General features: G+C 67.8%; 17 protein-coding genes and 3 rRNA genes. 16 read left to right on the top strand and 4 right to left on the bottom strand.

All coding sequences use genetic code 11. The features are described 5' to 3' along the window. Positions 1-593 precede the first annotated feature (593 nt). From NNW99_RS15670 to NNW99_RS15620, 11 genes are all read left to right on the top strand, one after another. A 16S ribosomal RNA gene (locus tag NNW99_RS15670) occupies positions 594-2,118 on the top strand. Between the two features lie 312 nt (positions 2,119-2,430). Beyond that, positions 2,431-5,550, top strand: a 23S ribosomal RNA gene (locus NNW99_RS15665). A gap of 92 nt (positions 5,551-5,642) precedes the next feature. Continuing rightward, a 5S ribosomal RNA gene (rrf, locus tag NNW99_RS15660) occupies positions 5,643-5,759 on the top strand. Together the 16S, 23S and 5S rRNA genes form the textbook arrangement of a ribosomal RNA operon. A 63-nt stretch (positions 5,760-5,822) precedes the next feature. Next, complete coding sequence (locus tag NNW99_RS15655) at positions 5,823-6,467, top strand: HAD family phosphatase (RefSeq protein ID WP_215119769.1); 645 nt, start codon at positions 5,823-5,825, stop codon at positions 6,465-6,467. A gap of 75 nt (positions 6,468-6,542) precedes the next feature. After that, positions 6,543-7,772, top strand: coding sequence for an MFS transporter (locus NNW99_RS15650; RefSeq protein WP_215119768.1), 1,230 nt, complete (start codon positions 6,543-6,545; stop codon positions 7,770-7,772). Further along, positions 7,723-8,898, top strand: a complete 1,176-nt coding sequence (locus tag NNW99_RS15645) for an acetoin utilization protein AcuC (protein ID WP_215119767.1) — start codon at positions 7,723-7,725, stop codon at positions 8,896-8,898. Before NNW99_RS15650 ends, NNW99_RS15645 begins: the two co-directional genes overlap by 50 nt. Before the next feature lie 96 nt (positions 8,899-8,994). Then, positions 8,995-9,810, top strand: coding sequence for a phosphatase (locus NNW99_RS15640; protein WP_215119766.1), 816 nt, complete (start codon positions 8,995-8,997; stop codon positions 9,808-9,810). 129 nt (positions 9,811-9,939) lie between these two features. After that, a complete protein-coding gene (locus tag NNW99_RS15635; protein WP_004984898.1) occupies positions 9,940-10,152 on the top strand; it encodes a helix-turn-helix domain-containing protein in 213 nt (70 codons plus the stop codon). Between the two features lie 154 nt (positions 10,153-10,306). Continuing rightward, entirely contained in the window at positions 10,307-10,405 is a 99-nt protein-coding gene (locus NNW99_RS15630) for a 30S ribosomal protein bS22 (protein ID WP_003948845.1), read from the top strand. A 214-nt stretch (positions 10,406-10,619) separates the two neighbouring features. Then, positions 10,620-11,681, top strand: coding sequence for an NAD-dependent epimerase/dehydratase family protein (locus NNW99_RS15625; protein ID WP_215119765.1), 1,062 nt, complete (start codon positions 10,620-10,622; stop codon positions 11,679-11,681). Between the two features lie 14 nt (positions 11,682-11,695). After that, positions 11,696-12,751: a lysophospholipid acyltransferase family protein gene (locus tag NNW99_RS15620; protein ID WP_215119764.1), complete on the top strand. Its 1,056-nt coding sequence runs from the start codon at positions 11,696-11,698 to the stop codon at positions 12,749-12,751. A 140-nt stretch (positions 12,752-12,891) separates the two neighbouring features. Here NNW99_RS15620 and NNW99_RS15615 read toward each other — a convergent pair whose 3' ends face one another. The 3 genes from NNW99_RS15615 to NNW99_RS15605 form a co-directional block, all read right to left on the bottom strand. After that, positions 12,892-14,136, bottom strand: coding sequence for a DUF5667 domain-containing protein (locus NNW99_RS15615; RefSeq protein WP_215119763.1), 1,245 nt, complete (start codon positions 14,134-14,136; stop codon positions 12,892-12,894). Between the two features lie 236 nt (positions 14,137-14,372). Continuing rightward, a complete protein-coding gene (locus NNW99_RS15610; RefSeq protein ID WP_215119762.1) occupies positions 14,373-15,143 on the bottom strand; it encodes an ECF subfamily RNA polymerase sigma factor, BldN family in 771 nt (256 codons plus the stop codon). Between the two features lie 349 nt (positions 15,144-15,492). After that, entirely contained in the window at positions 15,493-16,410 is a 918-nt protein-coding gene (locus NNW99_RS15605; protein WP_215119761.1) for an HAD family phosphatase, read from the bottom strand. Between the two features lie 138 nt (positions 16,411-16,548). Between NNW99_RS15605 and NNW99_RS15600 the strand changes: the two genes are divergently transcribed. From NNW99_RS15600 to NNW99_RS15580, 5 genes are all read left to right on the top strand, one after another. Further along, the gene (locus tag NNW99_RS15600; protein WP_215119760.1) at positions 16,549-16,818 is read left to right on the top strand and encodes a glutaredoxin family protein; all 270 of its coding nucleotides are present in this window, start codon (positions 16,549-16,551) and stop codon (positions 16,816-16,818) included. Between the two features lie 313 nt (positions 16,819-17,131). Beyond that, positions 17,132-17,896 (top strand): redox-sensing transcriptional repressor Rex, encoded by a 765-nt coding sequence (locus NNW99_RS15595; protein WP_215119759.1) that lies wholly within the window; start codon positions 17,132-17,134, stop codon positions 17,894-17,896. Further along, positions 17,893-19,644 (top strand): glutamyl-tRNA reductase, encoded by a 1,752-nt coding sequence (locus tag NNW99_RS15590; protein WP_215119758.1) that lies wholly within the window; start codon positions 17,893-17,895, stop codon positions 19,642-19,644. The genes NNW99_RS15595 and NNW99_RS15590 overlap by 4 nt, the downstream gene beginning before the upstream one ends. Next, positions 19,641-20,621 carry a hydroxymethylbilane synthase gene (gene hemC, locus NNW99_RS15585; RefSeq protein ID WP_215119757.1) on the top strand — a complete coding sequence of 327 codons (981 nt, stop codon included), beginning with the start codon at positions 19,641-19,643 and terminating at the stop codon, positions 20,619-20,621. The genes NNW99_RS15590 and hemC overlap by 4 nt, the downstream gene beginning before the upstream one ends. Then, positions 20,618-22,324 carry a bifunctional uroporphyrinogen-III C-methyltransferase/uroporphyrinogen-III synthase gene (locus tag NNW99_RS15580; protein WP_215119756.1) on the top strand — a complete coding sequence of 569 codons (1,707 nt, stop codon included), beginning with the start codon at positions 20,618-20,620 and terminating at the stop codon, positions 22,322-22,324. Before hemC ends, NNW99_RS15580 begins: the two co-directional genes overlap by 4 nt. 141 nt (positions 22,325-22,465) lie before the next feature. Here NNW99_RS15580 and NNW99_RS15575 read toward each other — a convergent pair whose 3' ends face one another. Then, positions 22,466-23,860: an FAD-binding oxidoreductase gene (locus tag NNW99_RS15575; RefSeq protein ID WP_215119755.1), complete on the bottom strand. Its 1,395-nt coding sequence runs from the start codon at positions 23,858-23,860 to the stop codon at positions 22,466-22,468. Positions 23,861-24,121: the final 261 nt, after the last annotated feature.

Genomic DNA, 24,121 nt, shown 5'->3' with positions numbered 1-24,121 from the left:
GAGTTGCCCGACGTGAGCGCCGACCCCGGTCGGTCCCCGGGCAGCCACTCCGGAAGTACCCACCACTCTTCGATGCGCAGCACAGCTGTCGTCGTTTCATTGGTATGCGTATTTACGGAATGAGGAATCCTCGTTCGAAAGGACGCGGCCCCCGATTCGCTCGGGAGCCGGGGAATCCGCTAAAGTCTCACTCGTCGGAACGGCCCAACAGCCGCAAAGACAACCCCCCTCTGACTGGGAGTCAGGCCCGAAAGGATCTGATAGAGTCGGAACCGCCGGAAAGGGAAACGCGGAAGCGGGAACCTGGAAAGCGCCGAGGAAATCGGATCGGAAAGATCTGATAGAGTCGGAAACGCAAGACCGAAGGGAAGCGCCCGGAGGAAAGCCCGAGAGGGTGAGTACAAAGGAAGCGACCGTTCCTTGAGAACTCAACAGCGTGCCAAAAGTCAACGCCAGATATGTTGATACCCCGTCTCCAGCATTCGCTGGGACGAGGTTCCTTTGAAAAAACACAGCGAGGACGCTGTGAACGGTCGGGCCTATTCCGCCTGACTGTTCCGCTCTCGTGGTGTCGACCGGATTACCGGTACACATTCACGGAGAGTTTGATCCTGGCTCAGGACGAACGCTGGCGGCGTGCTTAACACATGCAAGTCGAACGATGAAGCCCTTCGGGGTGGATTAGTGGCGAACGGGTGAGTAACACGTGGGCAATCTGCCCTTCACTCTGGGACAAGCCCTGGAAACGGGGTCTAATACCGGATAACACCTCCACTCTCCTGAGTGGAGGTTAAAAGCTCCGGCGGTGAAGGATGAGCCCGCGGCCTATCAGCTTGTTGGTGAGGTAATGGCTCACCAAGGCGACGACGGGTAGCCGGCCTGAGAGGGCGACCGGCCACACTGGGACTGAGACACGGCCCAGACTCCTACGGGAGGCAGCAGTGGGGAATATTGCACAATGGGCGAAAGCCTGATGCAGCGACGCCGCGTGAGGGATGACGGCCTTCGGGTTGTAAACCTCTTTCAGCAGGGAAGAAGCGAAAGTGACGGTACCTGCAGAAGAAGCGCCGGCTAACTACGTGCCAGCAGCCGCGGTAATACGTAGGGCGCGAGCGTTGTCCGGAATTATTGGGCGTAAAGAGCTCGTAGGCGGCTTGTCACGTCGGTTGTGAAAGCCCGGGGCTTAACCCCGGGTCTGCAGTCGATACGGGCAGGCTAGAGTTCGGTAGGGGAGATCGGAATTCCTGGTGTAGCGGTGAAATGCGCAGATATCAGGAGGAACACCGGTGGCGAAGGCGGATCTCTGGGCCGATACTGACGCTGAGGAGCGAAAGCGTGGGGAGCGAACAGGATTAGATACCCTGGTAGTCCACGCCGTAAACGGTGGGCACTAGGTGTGGGCAACATTCCACGTTGTCCGTGCCGCAGCTAACGCATTAAGTGCCCCGCCTGGGGAGTACGGCCGCAAGGCTAAAACTCAAAGGAATTGACGGGGGCCCGCACAAGCGGCGGAGCATGTGGCTTAATTCGACGCAACGCGAAGAACCTTACCAAGGCTTGACATACACCGGAAACGTCTGGAGACAGGCGCCCCCTTGTGGTCGGTGTACAGGTGGTGCATGGCTGTCGTCAGCTCGTGTCGTGAGATGTTGGGTTAAGTCCCGCAACGAGCGCAACCCTTGTCCCGTGTTGCCAGCAGGCCCTTGTGGTGCTGGGGACTCACGGGAGACCGCCGGGGTCAACTCGGAGGAAGGTGGGGACGACGTCAAGTCATCATGCCCCTTATGTCTTGGGCTGCACACGTGCTACAATGGCCGGTACAATGAGCTGCGATACCGCGAGGTGGAGCGAATCTCAAAAAGCCGGTCTCAGTTCGGATTGGGGTCTGCAACTCGACCCCATGAAGTCGGAGTCGCTAGTAATCGCAGATCAGCATTGCTGCGGTGAATACGTTCCCGGGCCTTGTACACACCGCCCGTCACGTCACGAAAGTCGGTAACACCCGAAGCCGGTGGCCCAACCCCTTGTGGGAGGGAGCTGTCGAAGGTGGGACTGGCGATTGGGACGAAGTCGTAACAAGGTAGCCGTACCGGAAGGTGCGGCTGGATCACCTCCTTTCTAAGGAGCACTTCTTGCCGATCCCCTCGGGGTGAGGTCAGAGGCCAGTACATCAGCGAACGTCTGATGCTGGTTGCTCATGGGTGGAACGTTGACTATTCGGCCGGATTCTCGGGTCGGAGGCTGCTAGTACTGCTCCCTTTGGGGGCGTGGAACGCTGATCTTCGGACGGGAGCCGGCCGGGCACGCTGTTGGGTGTCTGAGGGAACGAACTTTTCCTCAGTCGCCGGCCCCAGTGAACTCCGGTGTGAACCGGGGGTGATGGGTGGCTGGTCGTTGTTTGAGAACTGCACAGTGGACGCGAGCATCTGTGGCCAAGTTTTTAAGGGCGCACGGTGGATGCCTTGGCACCAGGAACCGATGAAGGACGTGGGAGGCCACGATAGTCCCCGGGGAGTCGTCAACCAGGCTTTGATCCGGGGGTTTCCGAATGGGGAAACCCGGCAGTCGTCATGGGCTGTCACCCGCTGCTGAACACATAGGCAGTGTGGAGGGAACGCGGGGAAGTGAAACATCTCAGTACCCGCAGGAAGAGAAAACAACCGTGATTCCGGGAGTAGTGGCGAGCGAAACCGGATGAGGCCAAACCGTATGCGTGTGAGACCCGGCAGGGGTTGCGTATACGGGGTTGTGGGATCTCTCTTTCACAGTCTGCCGGCTGTGAGACGAGTCAGAAACCGTTGATGTAGGCGAAGGACATGCGAAAGGTCCGGCGTAGAGGGTAAGACCCCCGTAGTCGAAACGTCAACGGCTCGTTTGAGAGACACCCAAGTAGCACGGGGCCCGAGAAATCCCGTGTGAATCTGGCGGGACCACCCGCTAAGCCTAAATATTCCCTGGTGACCGATAGCGGATAGTACCGTGAGGGAATGGTGAAAAGTACCGCGGGAGCGGAGTGAAATAGTACCTGAAACCGTGTGCCTACAAGCCGTGGGAGCGTCGGATGGAAGCTTGCTTCCATCTCGTGACTGCGTGCCTTTTGAAGAATGAGCCTGCGAGTTTGCGGTGTGTTGCGAGGTTAACCCGGGTGGGGAAGCCGTAGCGAAAGCGAGTCCGAACAGGGCGATTCAGTAGCACGCTCAAGACCCGAAGCGGAGTGATCTAGCCATGGGCAGGTTGAAGCGGAGGTAAGACTTCGTGGAGGACCGAACCCACCAGGGTTGAAAACCTGGGGGATGACCTGTGGTTAGGGGTGAAAGGCCAATCAAACTCCGTGATAGCTGGTTCTCCCCGAAATGCATTTAGGTGCAGCGTCGTGTGTTTCTTGCCGGAGGTAGAGCACTGGATAGGCGATGGGCCCTACCGGGTTACTGACCTTAGCCAAACTCCGAATGCCGGTAAGTGAGAGCGCGGCAGTGAGACTGTGGGGGATAAGCTCCATGGTCGAGAGGGAAACAGCCCAGAGCATCGACTAAGGCCCCTAAGCGTACGCTAAGTGGGAAAGGATGTGGAGTCGCAGAGACAACCAGGAGGTTGGCTTAGAAGCAGCCACCCTTGAAAGAGTGCGTAATAGCTCACTGGTCTAGTGATTCCGCGCCGACAATGTAGCGGGGCTCAAGCGTACCGCCGAAGTCGTGTCATTGCAGCAACAGGGCCAACGCCCGCTGTGATGGGTAGGGGAGCGTCGTCTGCCGGGTGAAGCAGCCGCGTAAGCGAGTTGTGGACGGTTGACGAGTGAGAATGCAGGCATGAGTAGCGATTCACACGTGAGAAACGTGTGCGCCGATTGACTAAGGGTTCCTGGGTCAAGCTGATCTGCCCAGGGTAAGTCGGGACCTAAGGCGAGGCCGACAGGCGTAGTCGATGGATAACCGGTTGATATTCCGGTACCCGCTGTGAAGCGTCAAACATCGAATCCAGTGATGCTAAGCCCGTGAAGCCGTTCCGGACCCTTCGGGGAAAGGAAAGTGGTGGAGCCGGTGACCCAAGTTGGTAGTAGGTGAGTGATGGGGTGACGCAGGAAGGTAGTCCATCCCGGGCGGTGGTTGTCCCGGGGTAAGGGTGTAGGCCGTGCGATAGGTAAATCCGTCGCACATGTGGCTGAGACCTGATGCCGAGCCGATTGTGGTGAAGTGGATGATCCTATGCTGTCGAGAAAAGCCTCTAGCGAGTTTCATGGCGGCCCGTACCCTAAACCGACTCAGGTGGTCAGGTAGAGAATACCGAGGCGTTCGGGTGAACTATGGTTAAGGAACTCGGCAAAATGCCCCCGTAACTTCGGGAGAAGGGGGGCCACATCCGGTGATGAGCTTTGCGCTCTGAGCTGGGGGTGGCCGCAGAGACCAGCGAGAAGCGACTGTTTACTAAAAACACAGGTCCGTGCGAAGCCGTAAGGCGATGTATACGGACTGACGCCTGCCCGGTGCTGGAACGTTAAGGGGACCGGTTAGTCACTCTTCGGGGTGGCGAAGCTGAGAACTTAAGCGCCAGTAAACGGCGGTGGTAACTATAACCATCCTAAGGTAGCGAAATTCCTTGTCGGGTAAGTTCCGACCTGCACGAATGGCGTAACGACTTCTCGACTGTCTCAACCATAGGCCCGGTGAAATTGCACTACGAGTAAAGATGCTCGTTTCGCGCAGCAGGACGGAAAGACCCCGGGACCTTTACTACAGTTTGATATTGGTGTTCGGTTCGGCTTGTGTAGGATAGCTGGGAGACTTTGAAACTCGCACGCCAGTGTGGGTGGAGTCGTCGTTGAAATACCAGTCTGGTCGTGCTGGATGTCTAACCTGGGTCCGTGATCCGGATCAGGGACAGTGTCTGATGGGTAGTTTAACTGGGGCGGTTGCCTCCTAAAGAGTAACGGAGGCGCCCAAAGGTTCCCTCAGCCTGGTTGGCAATCAGGTGTTGAGTGTAAGTGCACAAGGGAGCTTGACTGTGAGACCGACGGGTCGAGCAGGGACGAAAGTCGGGACTAGTGATCCGGCGGTGGCTTGTGGAAGCGCCGTCGCTCAACGGATAAAAGGTACCCCGGGGATAACAGGCTGATCTTCCCCAAGAGTCCATATCGACGGGATGGTTTGGCACCTCGATGTCGGCTCGTCGCATCCTGGGGCTGGAGTCGGTCCCAAGGGTTGGGCTGTTCGCCCATTAAAGCGGTACGCGAGCTGGGTTTAGAACGTCGTGAGACAGTTCGGTCCCTATCCGCTGTGCGCGTAGGAATATTGAGAAGGGCTGTCCCTAGTACGAGAGGACCGGGACGGACGAACCTCTGGTGTGCCAGTTGTTCTGCCAAGGGCATGGCTGGTTGGCTACGTTCGGGAGGGATAACCGCTGAAAGCATCTAAGCGGGAAGCCTGCTTCGAGATGAGTATTCCCACCTCCTTGAGAGGGTAAGGCTCCCAGTAGACGACTGGGTTGATAGGCCGGATATGGAAGCACGGTAACGTGTGGAGTTGACCGGTACTAATAGGCCGAGGGCTTGTCCTCAGTTGCTCGCGTCCACTGTGTTGGTTCTGAAACCACGAACAGCCCCATACCCAGGTCACGGTGTGGTGCGGCAGTTTACAGTTTCATAGTGTTTCGGTGGTTTTAGCGTTAGGGAAACGCCCGGTTACATTCCGAACCCGGAAGCTAAGCCTTTCAGCGCCGATGGTACTGCAGGGGGGACCCTGTGGGAGAGTAGGACGCCGCCGAACAATCATTCAAGGAAACCCCCGTATCTTCGGATACGGGGGTTTTCTGCGTTTAGGGTCGTGGATATGAACTACGACCTCGTGATCTTCGACAACGACGGTGTCCTCGTCGACAGCGAGCCCATCTCCAACCGGCTGCTGGCCGCGTATCTCACCGAGCTCGGGCATCCGACCTCGTACGAGGAGTCCATTCGGGACTACATGGGGTCGGCGATGCACCGGATTCATGAGCTGGTTCTCGAACGGACGGGACAACGACTGCCGGAGAGCTTCGACGACGTCTTTCATGCGCGGGTGTTCGCGGCGTTCGAGAAGGAGCTCGTGGCTGTGGCCGGGGCCTCCGGTGTTCTGGAGAAGCTCGCCGCGGACGGGGTGCCGTACTGCGTGGCCTCGTCCGGGAGCCATGAGCGGATTCGGGTGGGGCATCGGACGACCGGGCTCAGCCAGTGGTTCGACGAGGGGCGGATCTTCAGCTCGCAGGACGTCGGGCGGGGGAAGCCGGCTCCCGATCTGTTTCTGTACGCCGCCGAGCGGATGGGGGTCGCGCCGGAGCGGTGTGTCGTCGTCGAGGACAGTCCGCTGGGGGTGCGGGCGGCGGTCGCGGCCGGGATGGACGTGTACGGATTCACCGCCATGACACCGCCCGAGAAGCTCGCCGGCGCCACCCGGCTCTTCTCCGACATGGGGGAGCTGGCCGATCTGCTGGTGTGACCCCGCGGAAGATGAGGCAAATTCATCTTTGGCTGGATCTACCCACGGGTAAGCCGGGGCCCTACGCTCGCCGCCATGACTGATGTGCTGCGGCGCGGCAGGGGCTCTTTGGCGTTCAGCTTCTTGGTGCAGGGGGTCGCCTTCGCTCTGCTCGTGACGCGGATCCCGGCCATCCAGGACCGGTACGGGGTTTCCGACGCGTTGCTGCCCGCCTTCCTGGCCGCCGTGCCGATCCTCGCCGGGGTCGGGAGCGTCAGCACCGAGCGGCTGGTGAAGCGGGTGCCGCCGAGCCGGCTGCTGCGGTGGTCCCAGCCCGTGGTGCTGCTGGCGTTGCTCGGGGTCGGGGCCGGGGAGCGGATGGTGGAGCTGGGAGTCGCGCTCGCGGCGTTCGGGCTCGCCGTCGGGGTGCTGGACGCGTCGATGAACATGCTCGGGGTGAGCCTGCAGCGGTCGTACGGGCGCAGCATCATGCTCAGTTTTCACGCGGTCTACAGCCTGGGCGGGATCGTGGGGGCCTCGCTGGCGTGGGTGGGGGCGCACTGGGATCTGGCGTTGTGGGTGTCGTATCTGCCGGTCGTGGTGGTGCTGTTGCCGGCTGTGCTGGTGGGGAGCCGGTGGTATGTCGACGGCGGCGATGCGGGCCAGGTGGCGGAGTCCGGGGTCGGGGAGAAGGCGGGCGAGGGGCAGGGCCTCGCGTTCAAGTTGCTGTTGCCGCTGTGTCTGGTGATGACCGTCGCGTACATCGGGGACTCGACGGTCTCCAACTGGAGTGCGAAGTATCTGCAGGACGTGCTCGGCAGCTCGGAGCAGATGGCGACGGTGCCGTACAACGTGTACATGGTCACCACGCTGCTGGGGCGGACGTTGGGGGACTTCGGCGTGCGGCGGTTCGGGGCCGTGGCTGTGGTGCGGGCCGGGGCGCTGGTCGCGGCGGGTGGGTTCGCCGTGGTGGCGGGGGCGCCCGGGGCGTGGGTCGGGATGCTGGGGTTCACGCTGCTGGGGCTGGGGTTGTGTGTGCTGGTGCCGCAGACGTTCGCGGCGGCCGGCCGGTTGTTCCCGGGGGCTTCGGACGCGGCCGTCGCCCGGCTGAATGTCTTCAACTATGTGGGGTTCTTGATCGGTTCGCCGTTGGTGGGTGCGCTCGGGGATCTGTGGAGTTACCGCGGGGCCATGCTCGTGCCGATGGTGTTGGTGCTGGTGACGCTGGTGTACGCCCGGTCGTTCGCCGCTCAACCGGACCGATACGGTGGCGGTCATGAGCGGCCGCGCACAGCTGATGTGGGACGAGGCAGTAACGGGCTATGACTTCGGTCCCGGGCATCCGATGGACCCGGTCCGGCTCGCGCTGACCCGGAGACTGGTCGACGCCTTCGGGCTGGACCGTGAGGTGGAGGTGGTCGCCGCGAAGGCGGCCGGGGAGTCGACGCTGCGGCTCGTCCACCGGGAGGACTACATCGAGGCGGTGAAGGCCGCGTCGGCCGATCCGGGCGCGGCGGACCAGTCGTACGGGCTGGGGACGATGGACGATCCGGCCTTCGCGGGGATGCACGAGGTGTCGGCGCTGATCGCCGGGCAGTCGGTGGGGGCGGCGGAGGCCGTGTGGCGTGGGGAGACGCCGCACGCGGTGAACTTCGCGGGCGGGCTGCATCACGCGATGCCCGGTGGTGCGTCCGGGTTCTGTATCTACAACGACGCGTCGCTGGCGATCGCCCGGCTGCTGGAGCTCGGGGCCGAGCGGGTCGCCTACATCGACGTCGACGTGCATCACGGGGACGGGGTCCAGGCGGCGTTCTGGGACGACCCGCGGGTGCTGACGATCTCGCTGCACGAGCATCCGAGGACGCTGTTCCCGCAGACCGGGTGGCCGGAGGAGACCGGGGCGGACTCCGCGGAGGGCTCGGCGGTGAATGTGGCGCTGCCGGCCGGGACCGGGGACGCCGGGTGGCTGCGGGCGTTCCATTCCGTGGTGCCGGAGCTGATCGCCGACTTCCGGCCGCAGGTGCTGGTGACACAGCACGGGGCCGATACGCACTTCGAGGATCCGCTCGCGCATCTGGCCGTGTCGCTGGACGCGCAGCGGGCCGTGCAGGTGGCCTGTCACGACCTGGCGCACGAGTACGCCGACGGCCGGTGGGTGGCCCTGGGCGGGGGTGGCTACGCGGTGGTGGACGTCGTACCGAGGTCGTGGACGCATCTGGTCGCCATCGCGGCGCACCGGGAGGTCGAGCCCGAGGCGGTGATCCCCGAGGGGTGGCGGCAGGAAGTGTTCGCGCGGACACGGCAGTTGGCCCCGGCGCGGATGACGGACGGGCGCTGGCCCGTGGAGTGGACCGGCTGGGAGGCGGGGTACGACCCGGCGGACCGGCTGGACCAGGCGGTGCTGGCGGCCCGGCGGGCGGTGTTCCCGCTGCGGGGGCTGCTGCCGGGGTGAGGCGCCCCTGGTGGGCGGGGTGGGCCCGGTAGGCCGACCGAGCGGTGTTCGCCGGTTCCCGGGACAGGTGAGGACCCGGTCGCGGACGATCTTCTCGTGCTGACCCCCGAAGTCCTGCGTACGCACCTGGTGGGTGCGCGCCTCGCCGGTACCGTGGCCACATCGCGTGAGGAGAGCCTGCGCAGCTACCGGCTCTTCGCCGCCCGGGACCCCCGGGTGCTGCTCGGCATCGATCCCGAAGGGCCTTGGAAGCAGCGGGAATTGCTTGAGCTGATGGCGGACCGGTGCGGGGTTTCGGCCGATTCTCGACGGACTTTCGGCCAGGACGTGATCGATCCGCTGCGGACGGTGGCCGCGCTGGACGCCTTCGCGGACCGTCTCGCCGATGCCGCCCGGCGGGGTGCTCCGGTGCTTCTCGGTACCGGGCACCCGCATCGGCTGCTCGGCTTCTACGCCGCTCTGGCAGACGCGCTGTCGGCGGCTGGATGTGCGGTTCTCACCCCCGCGCAGGGTCGCTGTGTCGACATAACGACCCGGTTCGGCCTACGCACGTACAACCTCGACTACGTACGAGGAGTCGCGCTGGTGCGGGCGCCCGAGGCGGAACGCCCCGGTTGTGAGCCCGGCGCACATACGCACTCCCCGCTCCCGGTTCGTATCGCGCTGGCCGCCGCGGCGGAGGCCGGCGGGCCGCTTCCCGAGCTGGTGATCGGGGACCATGGGTGGGTCTGCGGAGCAGGTCAGCTGGGGTTCGAGGCCATCGGGCCGGCCGATACGGACGACCCCGCCCCGTTCGTCGGGCAGGCGGAGGGGCATGTGTCCGTCGTCGTTCCACTTGATGACGGCGTGCGATCTGATTACTACCTGCCGCTTACCCGCTACGTACTCAATCGGGCGTGTCTGTCACAGTAGGCCGTTGATGGGTGCACCTCTTCCCCACTCGCATCACTGGCCCCTACATTGGGGAGTGAGCACGCAGCGACGAAGAGTCACCGGAAGGGGAAGCCGGTGGCCGTCGAGTGCGGAAGGTTCAGGTGTGTCATGGCTGCAGCTGGCGAGAGGCCTCTGAACGAGGTTCAGTTCCTTACCGTGGCGGAAGTCGCCTCGGTGATGCGAGTGTCGAAGATGACCGTGTACCGGCTGGTGCACAGCGGTCATCTGCCCGCTATCCGTGTGGGGCGGTCTTTCCGCGTCCCGGAGCAAGCGGTTCACGAGTACCTCCGCGAGAGCTATGTGGGGGTGGAAACCGCCTGACGGCTGGGGCGGGGTGGTCCCTCACAGGGCACTCGGGATCACCCTGGCCCCCTCGATTACGACCTCAGCGCTCGGGCGGGTAGGCTAGCCCCTCGTAGGTCGTATGGGCCCATGGCGCCCAGCACCGAGTGATGAGAAGTGAGCGAGGGTAGTCGTGGGCTCTGTTATCAAGAAGCGGCGCAAGCGGATGGCCAAGAAGAAGCACCGCAAGCTGCTCAAGCGCACGCGCGTTCAGCGTCGCAACAAGAAGTAAGTTCGCGACGCCGACGCCGCGAGAGCGTCGTTGTGGCCCCCCACCCACGGGTGGGGGGCCACACGTGTATCGCCACGCAGGTCCGGCCGCTTCCCGTAGGTGTTCTGGTCACTTCGCGCATCGGGCGGTCATCACAGCGCAACACCGAACCGCTAAGTTGGCCCCACGGGGGAACGCGGCGGGGACAAGAGGTTGTGGAAGGAAGGCGCTGATCTTGGGCAAGGTCGTGCTCGTGACCGGAGTGGCCCGCCAGCTGGGGGGCCGGTTCGTGAGGCGGATCCAGCGTGACCCCGAGGTGGACCGGGTGATCGCGGTGGACGCGGTGCCGCCCGAGCACCATCTGGGCGGCGCGGACTTCGTCCAGGCCGACATCCGGCAGCCCACGATCGCGCGGGTGCTCGCCGAGACGGCCGCCGACACGATCGTCCACCTGGACGTGACGGGCACACCGCTGGGCAGCGGCAACCGGGCCTCCCTAAAGGAGACCAACGTCATCGGCACCATGCAGCTGCTCGGTGCCTGCCAGAAATCACCGACCGTGCAGCGGCTGGTCGTGAAGTCCAGCACCAACGTCTACGGCTCCGCGCCCCGCGACCCGGCCGTCTTCACCGAGACGACCCCGCCCAAGTCCCTGCCCAGCGGCGGCTTCGCCAAGGACACGGTGGAGGTCGAGGGCTATGTCCGCGGCTTCGCGCGCCGGCGGCCCGACGTGGCCGTGTGCGTGCCGCGGTTCGCCAACATCCTGGGCCCGACCGCGGACACCCCGCTCGCCTCGTACTTCGCGCTGCCGGTCCTGCCGACGGTGTTCGGCTACGACCCCCGGCTGCAGTTCGTGCACGAGGACGATGTGATCGAGGTGCTGCGTATCGCCTCCCACGAGCCCCGGCGGGGCACGCTCAACAGCGGCACCTTCAACATCGCCGGTGACGGCGTTCTGCTGCTCTCCCAGTGCTCCCGGCGCCTTGGCCGCCCCACCGTGCCCCTGCCGCTCCCGGCGGTCACCTGGGCGGGCTCGCTGGTGCGTACGCTGGGGATGACGGACTTCTCGCCCGAGCAGATCCGGCTGCTCACCCACGGCCGGGTCGTCGCCACGGGCCAGATGCGCGAAACGCTGGGATTCCAGCCCAAATACACGACCGCGGAAACGTTCGCGGACTTCGCCCGAAGCCAGGGCCCCGGACTTCTTCCGCCGGAGGCCCTCGCGGGGGCCGTCGACCGGATCGCCGCACTGCCCCTTGCGGGCGACGGCCACCCCCCGACGCAGAGCGCCAACTGAGGAGCGCATCAACGATGGCGGATGCCAAGGTCATTCCGTTCGACGACGACCGGTCCCGCGGAAGCGCCGTGCAGCGCCCCCAGCGGCGCCGGAGCGCGGGCAACCGCCGCTCGGGCACGGAGTCGGCGCCGGTCCGTGAGGTGCAGCCCCTGCCCACCAGGGCTGTTCCGCAGGATGATGTTCCTGTGACTTCTGAGGAGCAGCCGCCGGAGCGGTCCCAGGACGGCTCCGGCGGTCTGGAACGCCGGATCGCGGGCGGGCTCGCGTTCCTGCGCCGGCGCCTCACCGGGGATTACGAGGTCGACGACTTCGGCTACGACGAGGAGCTCACCGACCAGGTCCTGATGTCCCTGCTGCGCCCGTTGTACGACACGTACTTCCGGGTCGAGGTGAAGGGCATAGAGAACATCCCGTCCGAGGGCGGGGCGTTGATCGTCGCGAACCATTCGGGCACGCTGCCGATGGACGGCCTGATGATGCAGGTCGCCGTGCACGACAACCATCCGGCGGGACGGCATCTGCGCCTGCTCGCCGCCGACCTGGTGTTCATGCTGCCGGTGGTCAACGAACTGGCCCGCAAGCTCGGTCACACCCTGGCCTGTGCCGAGGACGCGGCGCGGCTGCTGGAGCAGGGCGAACTGGTCGGGGTGATGCCGGAGGGCTTCAAGGGCCTCGGCAAGCCCTTCGCGGACCGGTACAAGCTGCAGCGCTTCGGCCGCGGGGGTTTCGTCTCGACGGCTCTGCGCGCCGGGACGCCGATCGTGCCCTGCTCGATCGTCGGGGCCGAGGAGATCTACCCGATGATCGGCAACGCCAAGACGGTCGCGCGTCTGCTGGGCTTTCCGTACTTCCCGGTCACGCCCACGTTCCCCTGGCTCGGACCGCTGGGCGCGATTCCGCTGCCGACCAAGTGGACGATCCAGTTCGGCGAGCCGATCCCCACGGACGGCTATCCGCCGGAGGCCGCCGAGGACCCGATGCTGATGTTCAACCTGACCGATCAGGTCAGGGAGCAGATCCAGCACACGCTGTACAAGCTTCTGGTGCAGCGGCGGTCGGTCTTCTTCTGAGCCTGCCCAGGTACGGCGAGGGGGCGTCGGTCGCTCGCAGCGGACAGGAGGGGCCAAGCTCTTGGTGCAGCGGCGGTCGGTCTTCTTCTGATGCTTCGCGTACGACGCTGGGCGCCCCGTACAGGGGCGCCCAGCGTCGTCTAGCGTGCGTCCTCGCCGTCGATGCCCAGGCCGGGCAGGAGGCCGGGCAGGAGCGGTGGGAGTGTGACGTCCGGCTTGGGGACGGCCGGGGTGCCCTCGGCGGACGGTGAGGTGCTCGCCTCGCTGTCCTTCGGCGGGTCGAGCAGGCCGCCGGTGCTGCCGCCGAGCAGGCCGTCGCTTTCGCTGCCGGAGTCGGCCGAGCGGCTGGGGCTGCCGCTGCTCTTGCCGGTGCCGCTCTTGTCGGTGCGCCCTCCGCCGCTCTTGCCGGGCTGGGCCGACCGGTCGGTGGGGGAGGAGCCGGTGGAGGCCTCCTCGGAGGCGCCCCGGTGCTTGCCTCCGCCGCCGTTCTTCGCCGGGGGCTCGGGGAGCAGGGAGCGCAGCGGGGCGACGTCCTCCTCTATGGCGTCGAACACCGACGTCACCTGCTCGCTCACGTCCCCGAGCTGGACCGGGAGCTTTTGGCGCAGTTCGCCCCAGGCCTCGCGGTGGGAGCGGGAGAACGCCGACAGGGCCTGGATGGGGCCCAGGGAGTCCGGGTCGTGCGCGTAGGCCTCGCTCAGCAGCCGGTGGCCTTCCGCGGCGTCGTGCCGCATGCCGGACAGGGCGCGGCGGACCTCGCCGAGGGACTCGTGGTCCAGGGGGCCGCTGCGGCCGCGCTCCATCAGGCGCCGGGCTTCGCCGAGCCGGGTGGAGGCGTGGTCGAGGTAGACCCGGCCGCGCTCGTCGGCGCTGTCGGCGAGGCCGAGTTTCACGTCCTCGATGCCGCGCTTGAGGCCGTAGAGCGAATCGCCGGGCAGGGCGTCGGAGCTGGCGGCGGAGACTCCGCCGAAGGCGCTCGCGGCCACGCCGACACTGAGTCCGCCCGCGGTGAGGCCCTTGGCGAGCCGGGAACGCGGGCGGATTTTCTTCAGTGAGCCGGCGCGGTGAGCGCCGCGGGAGCGCTGTCCGGGGACCGCTCGGTCCGTCGCCCCGCCGCCCGCGGTGCCCTCCTGGAGCATGGCCTCGAACGCGGCCACCAGCTGGGCCCGCTGGACGACCTTGACCTCCGGGTCGAGCTCCGGCTTGGGCAGCGCGTCGAGACCGGAGGCGATCGCCGTCAGGCGTGCCGGTTCGGTCTGTTCCGCGGGTGCCGTGGCTGGTGCCGAACCTTCGGACTGCTCGGCCGCCGGGCCCTGCTCGGACTGCTCCTCCAGGGCCTGGGCGAAGGCGTTCGCCCGCCGGTGTGCCGATACGTTCGCGATCACAGGCGGCACCTCCTCTCGTCATGACGGTCGACTCCCCAGGGGGTCCTGAGGGTTGCACACCCTGATGACAACCACACGATCGAGTGATCGGGGTCGGCCAGGGGGTGACCACAGGGAGCCTGCATCCCTCACAACGAGCGGCGCGGCACTTGGGTTACGGACCCCGGCCGATCGGATGCCGAAGCCAACGGACTGTCACGGAACGTGAGTTGGTTGTCGCCGAGCGTGCGGTCCGGTCAGCGGGCGTCTTCCGGGAGGAGCCGGGCGAGGGTGCGGACGGCCCGGTACTGGAGGGTCTTGATGGCGCCCTCGTTCTTGCCCATCACACGGGCGGTCTCGGCGACGGAGAGGCCCTGGAGGAAGCGGAGCGTCACGCACTCCTGCTGCTGGGGGTTGAGCCGCCGGACGGCGTCGAGCAGGGCGGCGTTGGAGAGGGACTCCAGGACGGAGTCCTCGGGGGAGCGCTCGACCTCGTTGGCGTCGAGCATCTCGCCGGTGGTGACCTCGAGGCGGAAGCGGCTGGACTTGAAGTGGTCCGCGACGAGGTTGCGGGCGATGGTGACCAGCCAGGCGCCGAAGTCGCGGCCCTGCCAGGTGAACGTGCCGATGCGGCGCAGGGCCCGCAGAAAGGTCTCACTCGTGAGGTCCTCGGCGGTCGCCTTTCCTCCGACCCGGTAGTAGATGTACCGGTACACGGTGTCGCTGTACTGGTCGTAGAGACGGCCGAAGGCGTCGGCCTCGCCGGCCTGGGCGCGCTCCACGAGGTCCATCATGCGGGCGCTGTCGCTGTCCGCCGCGGGCCGCCGGGCGGTGGCTCCGCCGGACGGGCGCCCGCGTCTGCCGACCGCGGCGCTGCCGTCGGCCAGTGCGTAGCAAGGGCCTGCGGGTGCTGCGGCGGCGAATGCGGGGACGGTGTACGCGGTGGGGACGAGGCCACGCAGCAGGTCGAGGACCGTTGCGCGCAGCGTAGCCAGGCCCGAGGCGTCAACCCCGACGTGTGGGTACACGGGACTCCCAGAGGCAGAGCTTCCATCACGTGCAGTGCGGGACCTTTCACCCGTCGTAGCGACGGAGGGGTACCGGTTTGCGTCTGAGGAGAATAACGCTTCGTGCAGGCTCTGCTACACCGAGTTGCTCAAATCATCGATTACGTCGCTTCCGTAACCGATTGACGCCGGATCAAGTGCCGGGTTGTGAACAGTTGTTGATCGGAAGGGTTCGGATTGCGGCTGAGTCCAGGGCGTGTTGTGGCCGTGTCCAGCCAAGAGGACTGGATACGAGGTTTTGGGGGTACGCCAGTTGGATTTACGGGCGTTGTCATCCCGCAAACGATGGTGTCCCGGATTGATCGGGTCGTCAGCGACGGCGGCGGTGCAGGGCGATCGCGGCCGCCGTGCCGCCCGCCACGGCTCCCACGCCGGCCGCCGCGGGGATGCCGACCTTGGCCGCCTTGCGGCCCGTGCGGTAGTCGCGCAGACGCCAGTCCAGCTCGCGGGCGTGCCTGCGCAGCTTGGAGTCCGGGTTGATGGCGTAGGGGTGGCCGACCAGGGACAGCATCGGGATGTCGTTGTGCGAGTCGCTGTAGGCGGCGCAGCGGGTCAGGTCCAGGCCCTCCGCCGCGGCCAGGGCGCGGACCGCCTCGGCCTTCGCGGGGCCGTGCAGCGGTTCGCCGACGAGCTTGCCCGTGTAGACGCCGTCGACCGACTCGGCGACCGTGCCCAGGGCGCCGGTCAGGCCCAGACGGCGGGCGATGACCTGGGCGATCTCGACGGGGGCCGCCGTCACCAGCCAGACCTTCTGGCCCGCGTCCAGGTGGGCCTCGGCGAGGGCGCGGGTACCGGGCCAGATGCGCTCGGCCATGTACTCGTCGTAGATCTCCTCGCCGATCGACTGGAGTTCGGCGACGCGGTGGCCCTTGACGATCGACAGGGCGGAGTCGCGGGCCTCCTGCATGTGCTCGGGGTCCTCGACCCCGGCCAGCCGGAACCAGGCCTGCTGCCAGGCGAACTTCGCGAGGTCGCGGGTCTCGAAGAACTTCCGCTTGTACAGGCCCCGGCCGAAGTGGAAGAGCGCGGCGCCCTGCATGACGGTGTTGTCCAGGTCGAAGAAGGCGGCGGCCCGGTCGTCGCCGTGGACCGGGAACTGCGGTTCCTCGGTCGTGCCGGAAGCTTCCTGCGTGGATTTGCGGGCTGCCTCCGCCGAGGCCTCGCCTGCCAAAACGCTCCGCGCCGTGGCGGAGCGCCTACGGGGAGTGAGCCATCCGAGAGCGGCCATGGCGTGAGCATAGCCAGTTTGTTCGGGGGTTCCGGAGTCGAGAGGTTGGGAGCCTGTGAACTCTCGGCGAGCGTGTCGTTAAAGATGCCGCTGGAAGAGCGGGGGCCGGCGTGTCGCGGGCGCGCGACAATGGCCGACATGAGTCCCCTCTTTCGCCGTACGCCCCCTCGGGACCGGCTTGTCACCCTGATCCGGAAGCCCGGGTGTCATCTGTGTGATGACGCACAGGTCGTTGTGGAGAAGGTGTGCGGTGATCTCGGAGTGTCCTGGGAGCAGAAGGACATCACCGAGGACCCGGAACTGCACGACCAGTACTGGGAACAGATCCCGGTCGTGCTGGTGGACGGCAGGCAGCACACGTTCTGGCGGGTGAACGAGGGGCGTCTGCGCAAGGCCCTGACCGACTGAGCCCGGCCGCGAGGCGACTGACCGAGCAGTCCAAAGCGGCCGTAAGGGTCGCTTAGGATCGAGGGTGACTGGTCTCGGGGGCGGGATTCACAGAGGAGAGTGTGCGGTTTTGCCCCCTGAAGCGAAGGAGCGGCGGTGCTTGTGCGCCGGTTCCCCGGGAGTGCGCCGGGGGCGCGTGAGCCCGGTCACGTTGGGCGGGCAAAACGGACACCATCTTTGTGCACGCGTTCACAAAGACATAGCCTGCTTTCGACGGGGCGGTCATGTAGGGACGTATGGCCGCCTACAGCCCCGCTCTACCCGCAGGAGCACCGTGGCAACTGGCCGAACTCACCGACCGGCGACCCGCAGCCGAGGGATTCCCGAGGCCACCGTCGCCCGGCTTCCGCTGTATCTCCGCGCTCTGACCGCGCTGTCGGAGCGCTCGGTACCCACGGTCTCCTCCGAGGAGCTCGCGGCCGCCGCGGGGGTCAATTCCGCGAAGCTGCGCAAGGACTTCTCCTACCTCGGCTCCTACGGGACCAGGGGTGTCGGCTACGACGTCGAGTATCTCGTCTACCAGATCTCCCGTGAACTGGGCCTCACCCAGGACTGGCCGGTTGTGATCGTCGGTATCGGTAACCTCGGCGCCGCGCTCGCCAACTACGGCGGTTTCGCCTCCCGCGGTTTCCGGGTCGCCGCGCTCATCGACGCCGACCCGGCCATGGCCGGAAAGCCCGTCGCCGGGATCCCCGTGCAGCACTCCGACGACCTGGAGAAGATCATCCAGGACAACGGCGTGTCGATCGGTGTCATCGCCACCCCCGCCGGTGCCGCCCAGGCCGTCTGCGAGCGGCTCGTGGCCGCCGGTGTCACCTCCATCCTGAACTTCGCGCCGACCGTGCTGTCCGTCCCGGACGGGGTCGACGTGCGCAAGGTCGATCTCTCCATCGAGCTGCAGATCCTCGCCTTCCACGAGCAGCGCAAGGCCGGCGAGGAGGCCGCCGCCTCCGACGGGGGTGCCCCGGCCGTCGCCGCCCGTAACCAGTCCGCCGACCAGGGGCCTGACGGGGACATGCCCGCCGTGATGCCCGCATGAGCCTTCTCGTCGTCGGACTCAGCCACCGCAGCGCCCCGGTCAGCGTCCTGGAGCGGGCCTCGCTGAACGCGGACGCGCAGGTCAAGCTGCTCCAGGACACGGTCGCCGCCGAACCGGCCACCGAGGCCGCGGTGCTCGCCACCTGCAACCGCATCGAGCTCTACGCCGACGTGGACAAGTTCCACGCCGGTGTCGCCGAGCTGTCCACGCTCCTCGCCCAGCACAGCGGGGTCGGCCTGGAGGAGCTCACCCCCTATCTCTACGTGCACTACGAGGACCGGGCCGTCCACCACCTGTTCTCGGTGGCCTGCGGGCTGGACTCGATGGTCGTCGGCGAGGGACAGATCCTCGGCCAGATCAAGGACTCCCTGGCCCGGGCGCAGGACCTGCACTCCGCGGGCCGGCTGCTGAACGACCTGTTCCAGCAGGCCCTCAGGGTCGGCAAGCGGGCCCACTCCGAGACCGGCATCGACCGCGCGGGGCAGTCCCTGGTCACCTTCGGCCTGGAGCAGCTCGCGCAGGGCGGCGACATACAGGAATGGGCCCGGGGCAAGACGGCCCTGGTCATCGGGGCCGGATCGATGTCCTCCCTGGCGGCGGCGACGCTCGCGCGCGCCGGAGTCGCCGAGGTCGTCGTCGCCAACCGGACCTTCGACCGGGCCGAGCGCCTGGCCCGGATCCTCATGGAGGGCGACGACACGGACGTGGCGGCCCGCGCGGTCCCGATGGAATCGGTGCCGGCCGAGCTGACACGTGCCGACGTAGCCGTCTCCTGTACCGGCGCGACCGGCCTCGTCCTGACGGCCGAGGCGGTCGCCGCCGCGGCGGAGGGCCGTACGGCCGTGCTGTGGGAGCAGGCCGACGGCGCGGAGCCGGGCCGTACCGCGGGGCCCGACGGACAGCGGGGCAATCTGCCGGCCACCAGCCTCGGCAACGAGGACGGCTGTCCGCTCGACCTGACCTCCGTGCAGAGCACCGCCGGATTCTCCGTACTCGGCGAGGCGGCCGTGGCCGGGATGGCCGCCGCCGATCTCGAACAGCACGCGGCCTGGGTGGACAACGGCGCGGTGGGCGGCGGCGCCCAGCGCACGGCGGGCGCCCGGCCGGGGACGATCGACCCGCTCGACCCCGCCCCGGACGCCGACGCCATCGCCGCGCTCGCCGCGACCGCGGCCGCCGTCGGCCGGATCCCCGAGCGGCGCAGGCCCGAGCCCGTCGAGGAGCCGCCGCGCCCGCAGCCCGTGCTCTTCCTGCTCGACCTGGCGATGCCGCGCGACATAGACGCGGCCGTGCACCGGCTGGCCGGGGTGCGGCTGGTGGACATCGAGTCGCTGGCGGAAGCCTCCGCGGGCGCTCCGATGGCTGCCGATGTGGACCAGGTCCGGCGTATCGTCTCCGACGAGGTCGCGGCCTTCGGGGCGGCACTGCGGGCCGCGCACATCACGCCGACCGTGGTCGCCCTGCGCACCATGGCCGCCGATGTGGTGGCAGGCGAGATCGCCCGGCTGGACGGACGGCTGCCCGGCCTCGACGACAAGCACCGCGCGGAGATCACCCAGACCGTGCGGCGCGTGGTCGACAAACTGCTGCACGCGCCGACCGTACGGGTCAAGCAGCTCGCGGCCGAGCCCGGCGGCGCCGGGTACGCGGACGCGCTGCGGACCCTGTTCGACCTCGACCCCGAGACGGTGGCCGCCGTCTCCCGCGCCGAGGACAGCACTACCGAGAAGAACCGAGGGTCGGCATGAACGACACGCGGGGAGCGAACGAAACAGGGGCACTGCGGCTCGGTACCCGCCGCAGCAGGCTCGCCATGGCCCAGTCCGGGCAGGTGGCCGAGGCGGTGACCCGGGTGACCGGGCGGCCCGTGGAGCTCGTCGAGATCACCACGTACGGAGACACCTCGCGCGAGCAGCTCGCCCAGATCGGCGGCACCGGCGTCTTCGTCACCGCCCTGCGCGACGCGCTGCTCAAGGGCGAGGTCGACTTCGCGGTGCACTCGCTGAAGGACCTGCCGACCGCGCAGCCCGACGACCTGGTCGTGGCGGCCGTACCCGTGCGGGAGGACCCGCGGGACGTGATCGTCGCCCGGGACGCGCTGAAGTTCACCGACCTGCCGAGCGGGGCCCGCATCGGCACCGGTTCGCCGCGCCGCATGGCCCAGCTCAACTCGTACGCCCGCAGCCACGGACTGGACATAGCGACCGTCCCGATCCGCGGCAACGTCGACACCCGGATCGGATACGTGCGGGGCGGTGAGCTCGACGCCGTCGTGCTGGCCGCCGCCGGACTGAACCGGATCGGCCGCGGCGACGAAGTGACCGACTTCCTGTCGGTCGACACGGTTTTGCCCGCCCCCGGCCAGGGGGCACTGGCGATCGAGTGTGCCGCGGAAAACGCGGACCTCGTCGCCGCGCTCGCCGAGCTCGACGACCCGTTCACGCGGGTCGCCGTGACGGCCGAGCGGTCACTGCTCGCCGCCCTGGAGGCCGGCTGCAGCGCTCCCGTGGGCGCTTTGGCCGACTTGCTGGCCGACGGGCAGATTGTCAAGGAAATGCGCCTGCGCGCCGTCGTCGGTACGACCGACGGCACGCGCATGGTGCAGCTGTCCACCACCGGTCCCGTGCCCGAGACGTACGACGGGGCAATGGCGCTCGGTCGCGAACTCGCGGCCGAGATGCTCGCCCAGGGCGCGGCCGGTCTGATGGGGGAGCGAGCACATTGAGCCCCACCACCCTTTCCGCCGGTCCTGAACACGGGCACGTCACCTTCCTGGGTGCCGGACCCGGAGATCCGGGACTGCTAACTCTGCGCGCCGTAGAGGCGCTGGCGAGCGCGGACGTTCTCGTCGCCGAGCACGAGGTGCTCGACGTCGTACGTCAGCACGCCAGGCAGGGCGTCTCCGAAGTGCACACGGATTCGGATCCTTCCCAGGAGCCGGCTCCGGGCACAGGAACGCCCCAGCTGACGGTAGTTGACGGCACGTCAACCACCGCGGCAGTCCCCGCGGTGCGGGATGCCGCACATCTTGTCATGGAGGCCGCGCGGGGCGGCAGGCGGGTCGTGCGTGCGGTGTCCGGTGACCCGGGCCTCGACACGTACGCCGCCGAGGAGATGCTGGCGTGCGCCGCCGCCGGGGTGCCCTTCGAGGTCGTCCCCGGTATCGCGAGCGCCGTCGGTGTGCCCGCGTACGCCGGTGTGCCGCTGCGTGACGCGCAGGGCGCGGACGTGCGGTTCGTGGACGCGCGGACGGCGTCGGACCGGTGCTGGACGGAGGTCGGGGCGTCGGACGGCACGGTGGTCGTGTCCACCTCGCTGGACTCCGTCGCCGCGGCGGCCGGCGAGCTGGTCTCCGCGGGCCGCAAGCCGGACACCCCGATGACGGTCACCGTCGCCGGTACGACCACCCGGCAGCGGACCTGGACCGCCACGCTCGGCACGATCGCGCAGACGCTGAAGCAGGCGAAGGTGCTGCCCTCGCCCGACGGCGGCCGGCCGGTGATAGCCGTGGTCGGTGATCGTTCCGCCGCCGCCCAGCGCGACCAGCTCGCGTGGTTCGAGTCCAAGCCGATGTTCGGCTGGAAGGTCCTCGTGCCGCGCACCAAGGAGCAGGCGGCGTCGCTCTCCGACCAGTTGCGCTCGTACGGGGCCGTACCGCACGAGGTGCCGACCATCGCCGTGGAGCCGCCGCGCACGCCCCAGCAGATGGAGCGGGCGGTCAAGGGGCTCGTGACGGGCCGCTACGAGTGGATCGCCTTCACCTCGGTGAACGCGGTCAAGGCCGTGCGGGAGAAGTTCGAGGAGTACGGGCTCGACGCCCGGGCCTTCGCCGGGATCAAGGTCGCGGCGGTCGGTGAGCAGACCGCCAAGGCGCTGATCGCCTTCGGCGTGAAGCCGGACCTGGTGCCGAGCGGTGAGCAGAGCGCCGCCGGGCTGCTGGAGGACTGGCCGCCCTACGACCCGGTCTTCGACCCGATCGACCGGGTGTTCCTGCCGCGTGCGGATATCGCCACGGAGACGCTGGTCGCCGGGCTGATCGAGCTGGGCTGGGAGGTCGACGACGTCACGGCCTACCGGACCGTGCGGGCCTCGCCGCCGCCGGCGGAGACGCGCGAGGCGATCAAGGGCGGCGGGTTCGACGCCGTGCTGTTCACGTCGTCGTCGACCGTGCGGAACCTGGTCGGTATCGCCGGCAAGCCGCACAACGTCACCGTGATCGCGTGTATCGGCCCGGCCACGGCGAAGACCGCCGAGGAGCATGGGCTGCGGGTGGACGTGATGGCGCCCGAGCCGTCCGTGCACAAGCTGGCCGAGGCGCTGGCCGACTTCGGTGCGAAGCGGAGGGCTGCGGCTGTGGAGGCCGGGGATGCGGTGACTCGGCCCAGCGAGAGGCGGCCGGGGGCTCGGCGGAGGCGGTCGACCACCTGAGTCGGGCTGGTCCGGGTCGGCTTGGTGGTGCTCGGCGTTGGGGCCGGGCCGGGTGGGTGCGCAGCCCGGCGTAGCGGGGTGCCGCTGCGCCCACCCGTGCCGCCCCTAGCGGCACGCATGCCCGCAGCGGGGTGGGTGTGGCTAGGCGGGGGTTACCGCGTGGCCGTAGCGCAGTAGGTTCGTCGGGTCGTAGGTGGCCTTGTCGTGGCGTAGGCGGGCGTAGACCTCTGGGGTCCAGGCGCGGGCGATGTCCTGTTCGTCGCCCGGGGTGCCGTGGATGTTGACCATGGTGCGGCCCGTGCCGTGGGGCGCCATCGCGGTGTAGAGGCGGGCCGTCGCCTGTTCCAGGGCCTCGGCGGCGGGTGGGGCGGCCAGGATGCCGACCGATTCGAGGAGGTACCGCGCGTCGCGGGAGCAGACGGCGTCCTCGACGGCGGACGGGCGGGCCATCGCGCCGCCCATGTGGCGCAGCGAGACGACCAGCAGCGGGTGGTCGGCGCCGGCCGTGGGGCCGACCTGCTCCAGGAGCGTGCCGATGGCCTCCGGGGACAGGTCGCGCAGGAGCAGGCAGCACTCCCGGGCCGGGAGCGGGTCCTGGGGTTCCGTGTGGATGCGGTCCAGGGCCGCGTAGTCCATTTCCTCGACCGTGTCGACGGCCACGGGGGCCGCTTCGCGGAGCGGGGCGATCAGGGCCTCGCCCTCGGCCGTGTCGCCCGGCCAGGCGATCGCGACCCGGGCCCAGAAGCCGCCGCGCAGGGGCTCCGGGATCTGGGGCAGGGGCGGCAGGCGCAGGATCGAGAACATGCTGCACATCTCGTCCGGGACGGTGCGGGTCCAGTCCGTCCAGGTCCGCAGCAGGGCCGCCGTGTGTTCGCCGGGGCAGTAGATGCCACCGCCGTAGAGGCGGGCCAGGGGGAGCAGGTCGGTCACGAGTGAGGTGACGACGCCTACGTTGCCCTTGCCGCCGCGCAGGGCCCAGAACAGTTCCGGTTCGTGCCGGGGGTCCGTCTCGCGCAGGTGCCCGTCCGGGGTGACGACCTGGAAGGAGCGGACCAGGTCGGCGGCGTAGCCGTACGCGCGGCCGAGGACCGGGAGTCCGCCGCCCAGGGTGTAGCCGATGACGCCCGCGTCCGTGGAGGTGCCGCAGAGACCGGCCAGGCCGTGCGGGGCGGTGGCGGCCATGACGTGGCTCCACTTCGCGCCCGCGGCGATCGTGGCCGTGCGGGCGGTGGGGTCGGTGTGCACGTCTGTCATACGGGCGGTGTTGATCAACAGGCCCTGTTCTATGGGGAAGTTGGCGCCGTGGCCCGTCGCCTGGACGGCTACGGGGGTGTCGGTGGCCTTCGCCCAGCGCATGGCGGTGACGATGTCGTCGGGGCCGGTGGCTCCTATGACCACGTCGGGGGTGTGGAGGGCGGCCAGGTTGAAGCCGGTGACTTCGTCGGCGTAGGCGGGGTCGCCGGGGCGTAGGACCGGGCCGTGGATTCCTGACAGGGCGAAGAGGTCGGGGGTGTGGTGGGGGTGGGGGGCGGTCATCGCGTCCTCCGTGGATGGGCGTACGGAGGGACGGCGGCGGCGGGGGTTTTGGGGCCGGCCGTCGGGGTCCTTGTCCTTGCTGTTCCTTGGTTTCAGGATGGACCTGGGGGGTGGTGGGCGCACTTGGGGGGCTTCTGGGGTGCTCGGCGTGGGGGCTTAGGGCGGGTGGGTGCGCAGCCCGGCGGAGCGGGGTGCCGCTGCGCCCACCCGTGCCGCCCTTAGCGGCACGATTGCCCGCAGCTAAGCGGCTTCGCTCCGACA

It is taken from the genome of Streptomyces sp. CRCS-T-1 (assembly GCF_024442335.1).
GTDB lineage: Bacteria > Actinomycetota > Actinomycetes > Streptomycetales > Streptomycetaceae > Streptomyces > Streptomyces koelreuteriae.
Note: the sequence above shows the minus strand (reverse complement) of the source record. Positions and strands in the feature narration are given on the sequence as shown.

Coding starts and splice junctions, on each gene's coding strand:
- NNW99_RS15645 (WP_215119767.1), top strand. CDS start 7,723: ATGAGCGGCCGCGCACAGCTGATGTGGGACGAGGCAGTAACGGGCTAT.
- NNW99_RS15655 (WP_215119769.1), top strand. CDS start 5,823: ATGAACTACGACCTCGTGATCTTCGACAACGACGGTGTCCTCGTCGAC.
- NNW99_RS15575 (WP_215119755.1), bottom strand. CDS start 23,860: ATGACCGCCCCCCACCCCCACCACACCCCCGACCTCTTCGCCCTGTCA.
- hemC (WP_215119757.1), top strand. CDS start 19,641: ATGAACGACACGCGGGGAGCGAACGAAACAGGGGCACTGCGGCTCGGT.
- NNW99_RS15590 (WP_215119758.1), top strand. CDS start 17,893: ATGAGCCTTCTCGTCGTCGGACTCAGCCACCGCAGCGCCCCGGTCAGC.
- NNW99_RS15605 (WP_215119761.1), bottom strand. CDS start 16,410: ATGGCCGCTCTCGGATGGCTCACTCCCCGTAGGCGCTCCGCCACGGCG.
- NNW99_RS15620 (WP_215119764.1), top strand. CDS start 11,696: ATGGCGGATGCCAAGGTCATTCCGTTCGACGACGACCGGTCCCGCGGA.
- NNW99_RS15650 (WP_215119768.1), top strand. CDS start 6,543: ATGACTGATGTGCTGCGGCGCGGCAGGGGCTCTTTGGCGTTCAGCTTC.
- NNW99_RS15635 (WP_004984898.1), top strand. CDS start 9,940: ATGGCTGCAGCTGGCGAGAGGCCTCTGAACGAGGTTCAGTTCCTTACC.
- NNW99_RS15600 (WP_215119760.1), top strand. CDS start 16,549: ATGAGTCCCCTCTTTCGCCGTACGCCCCCTCGGGACCGGCTTGTCACC.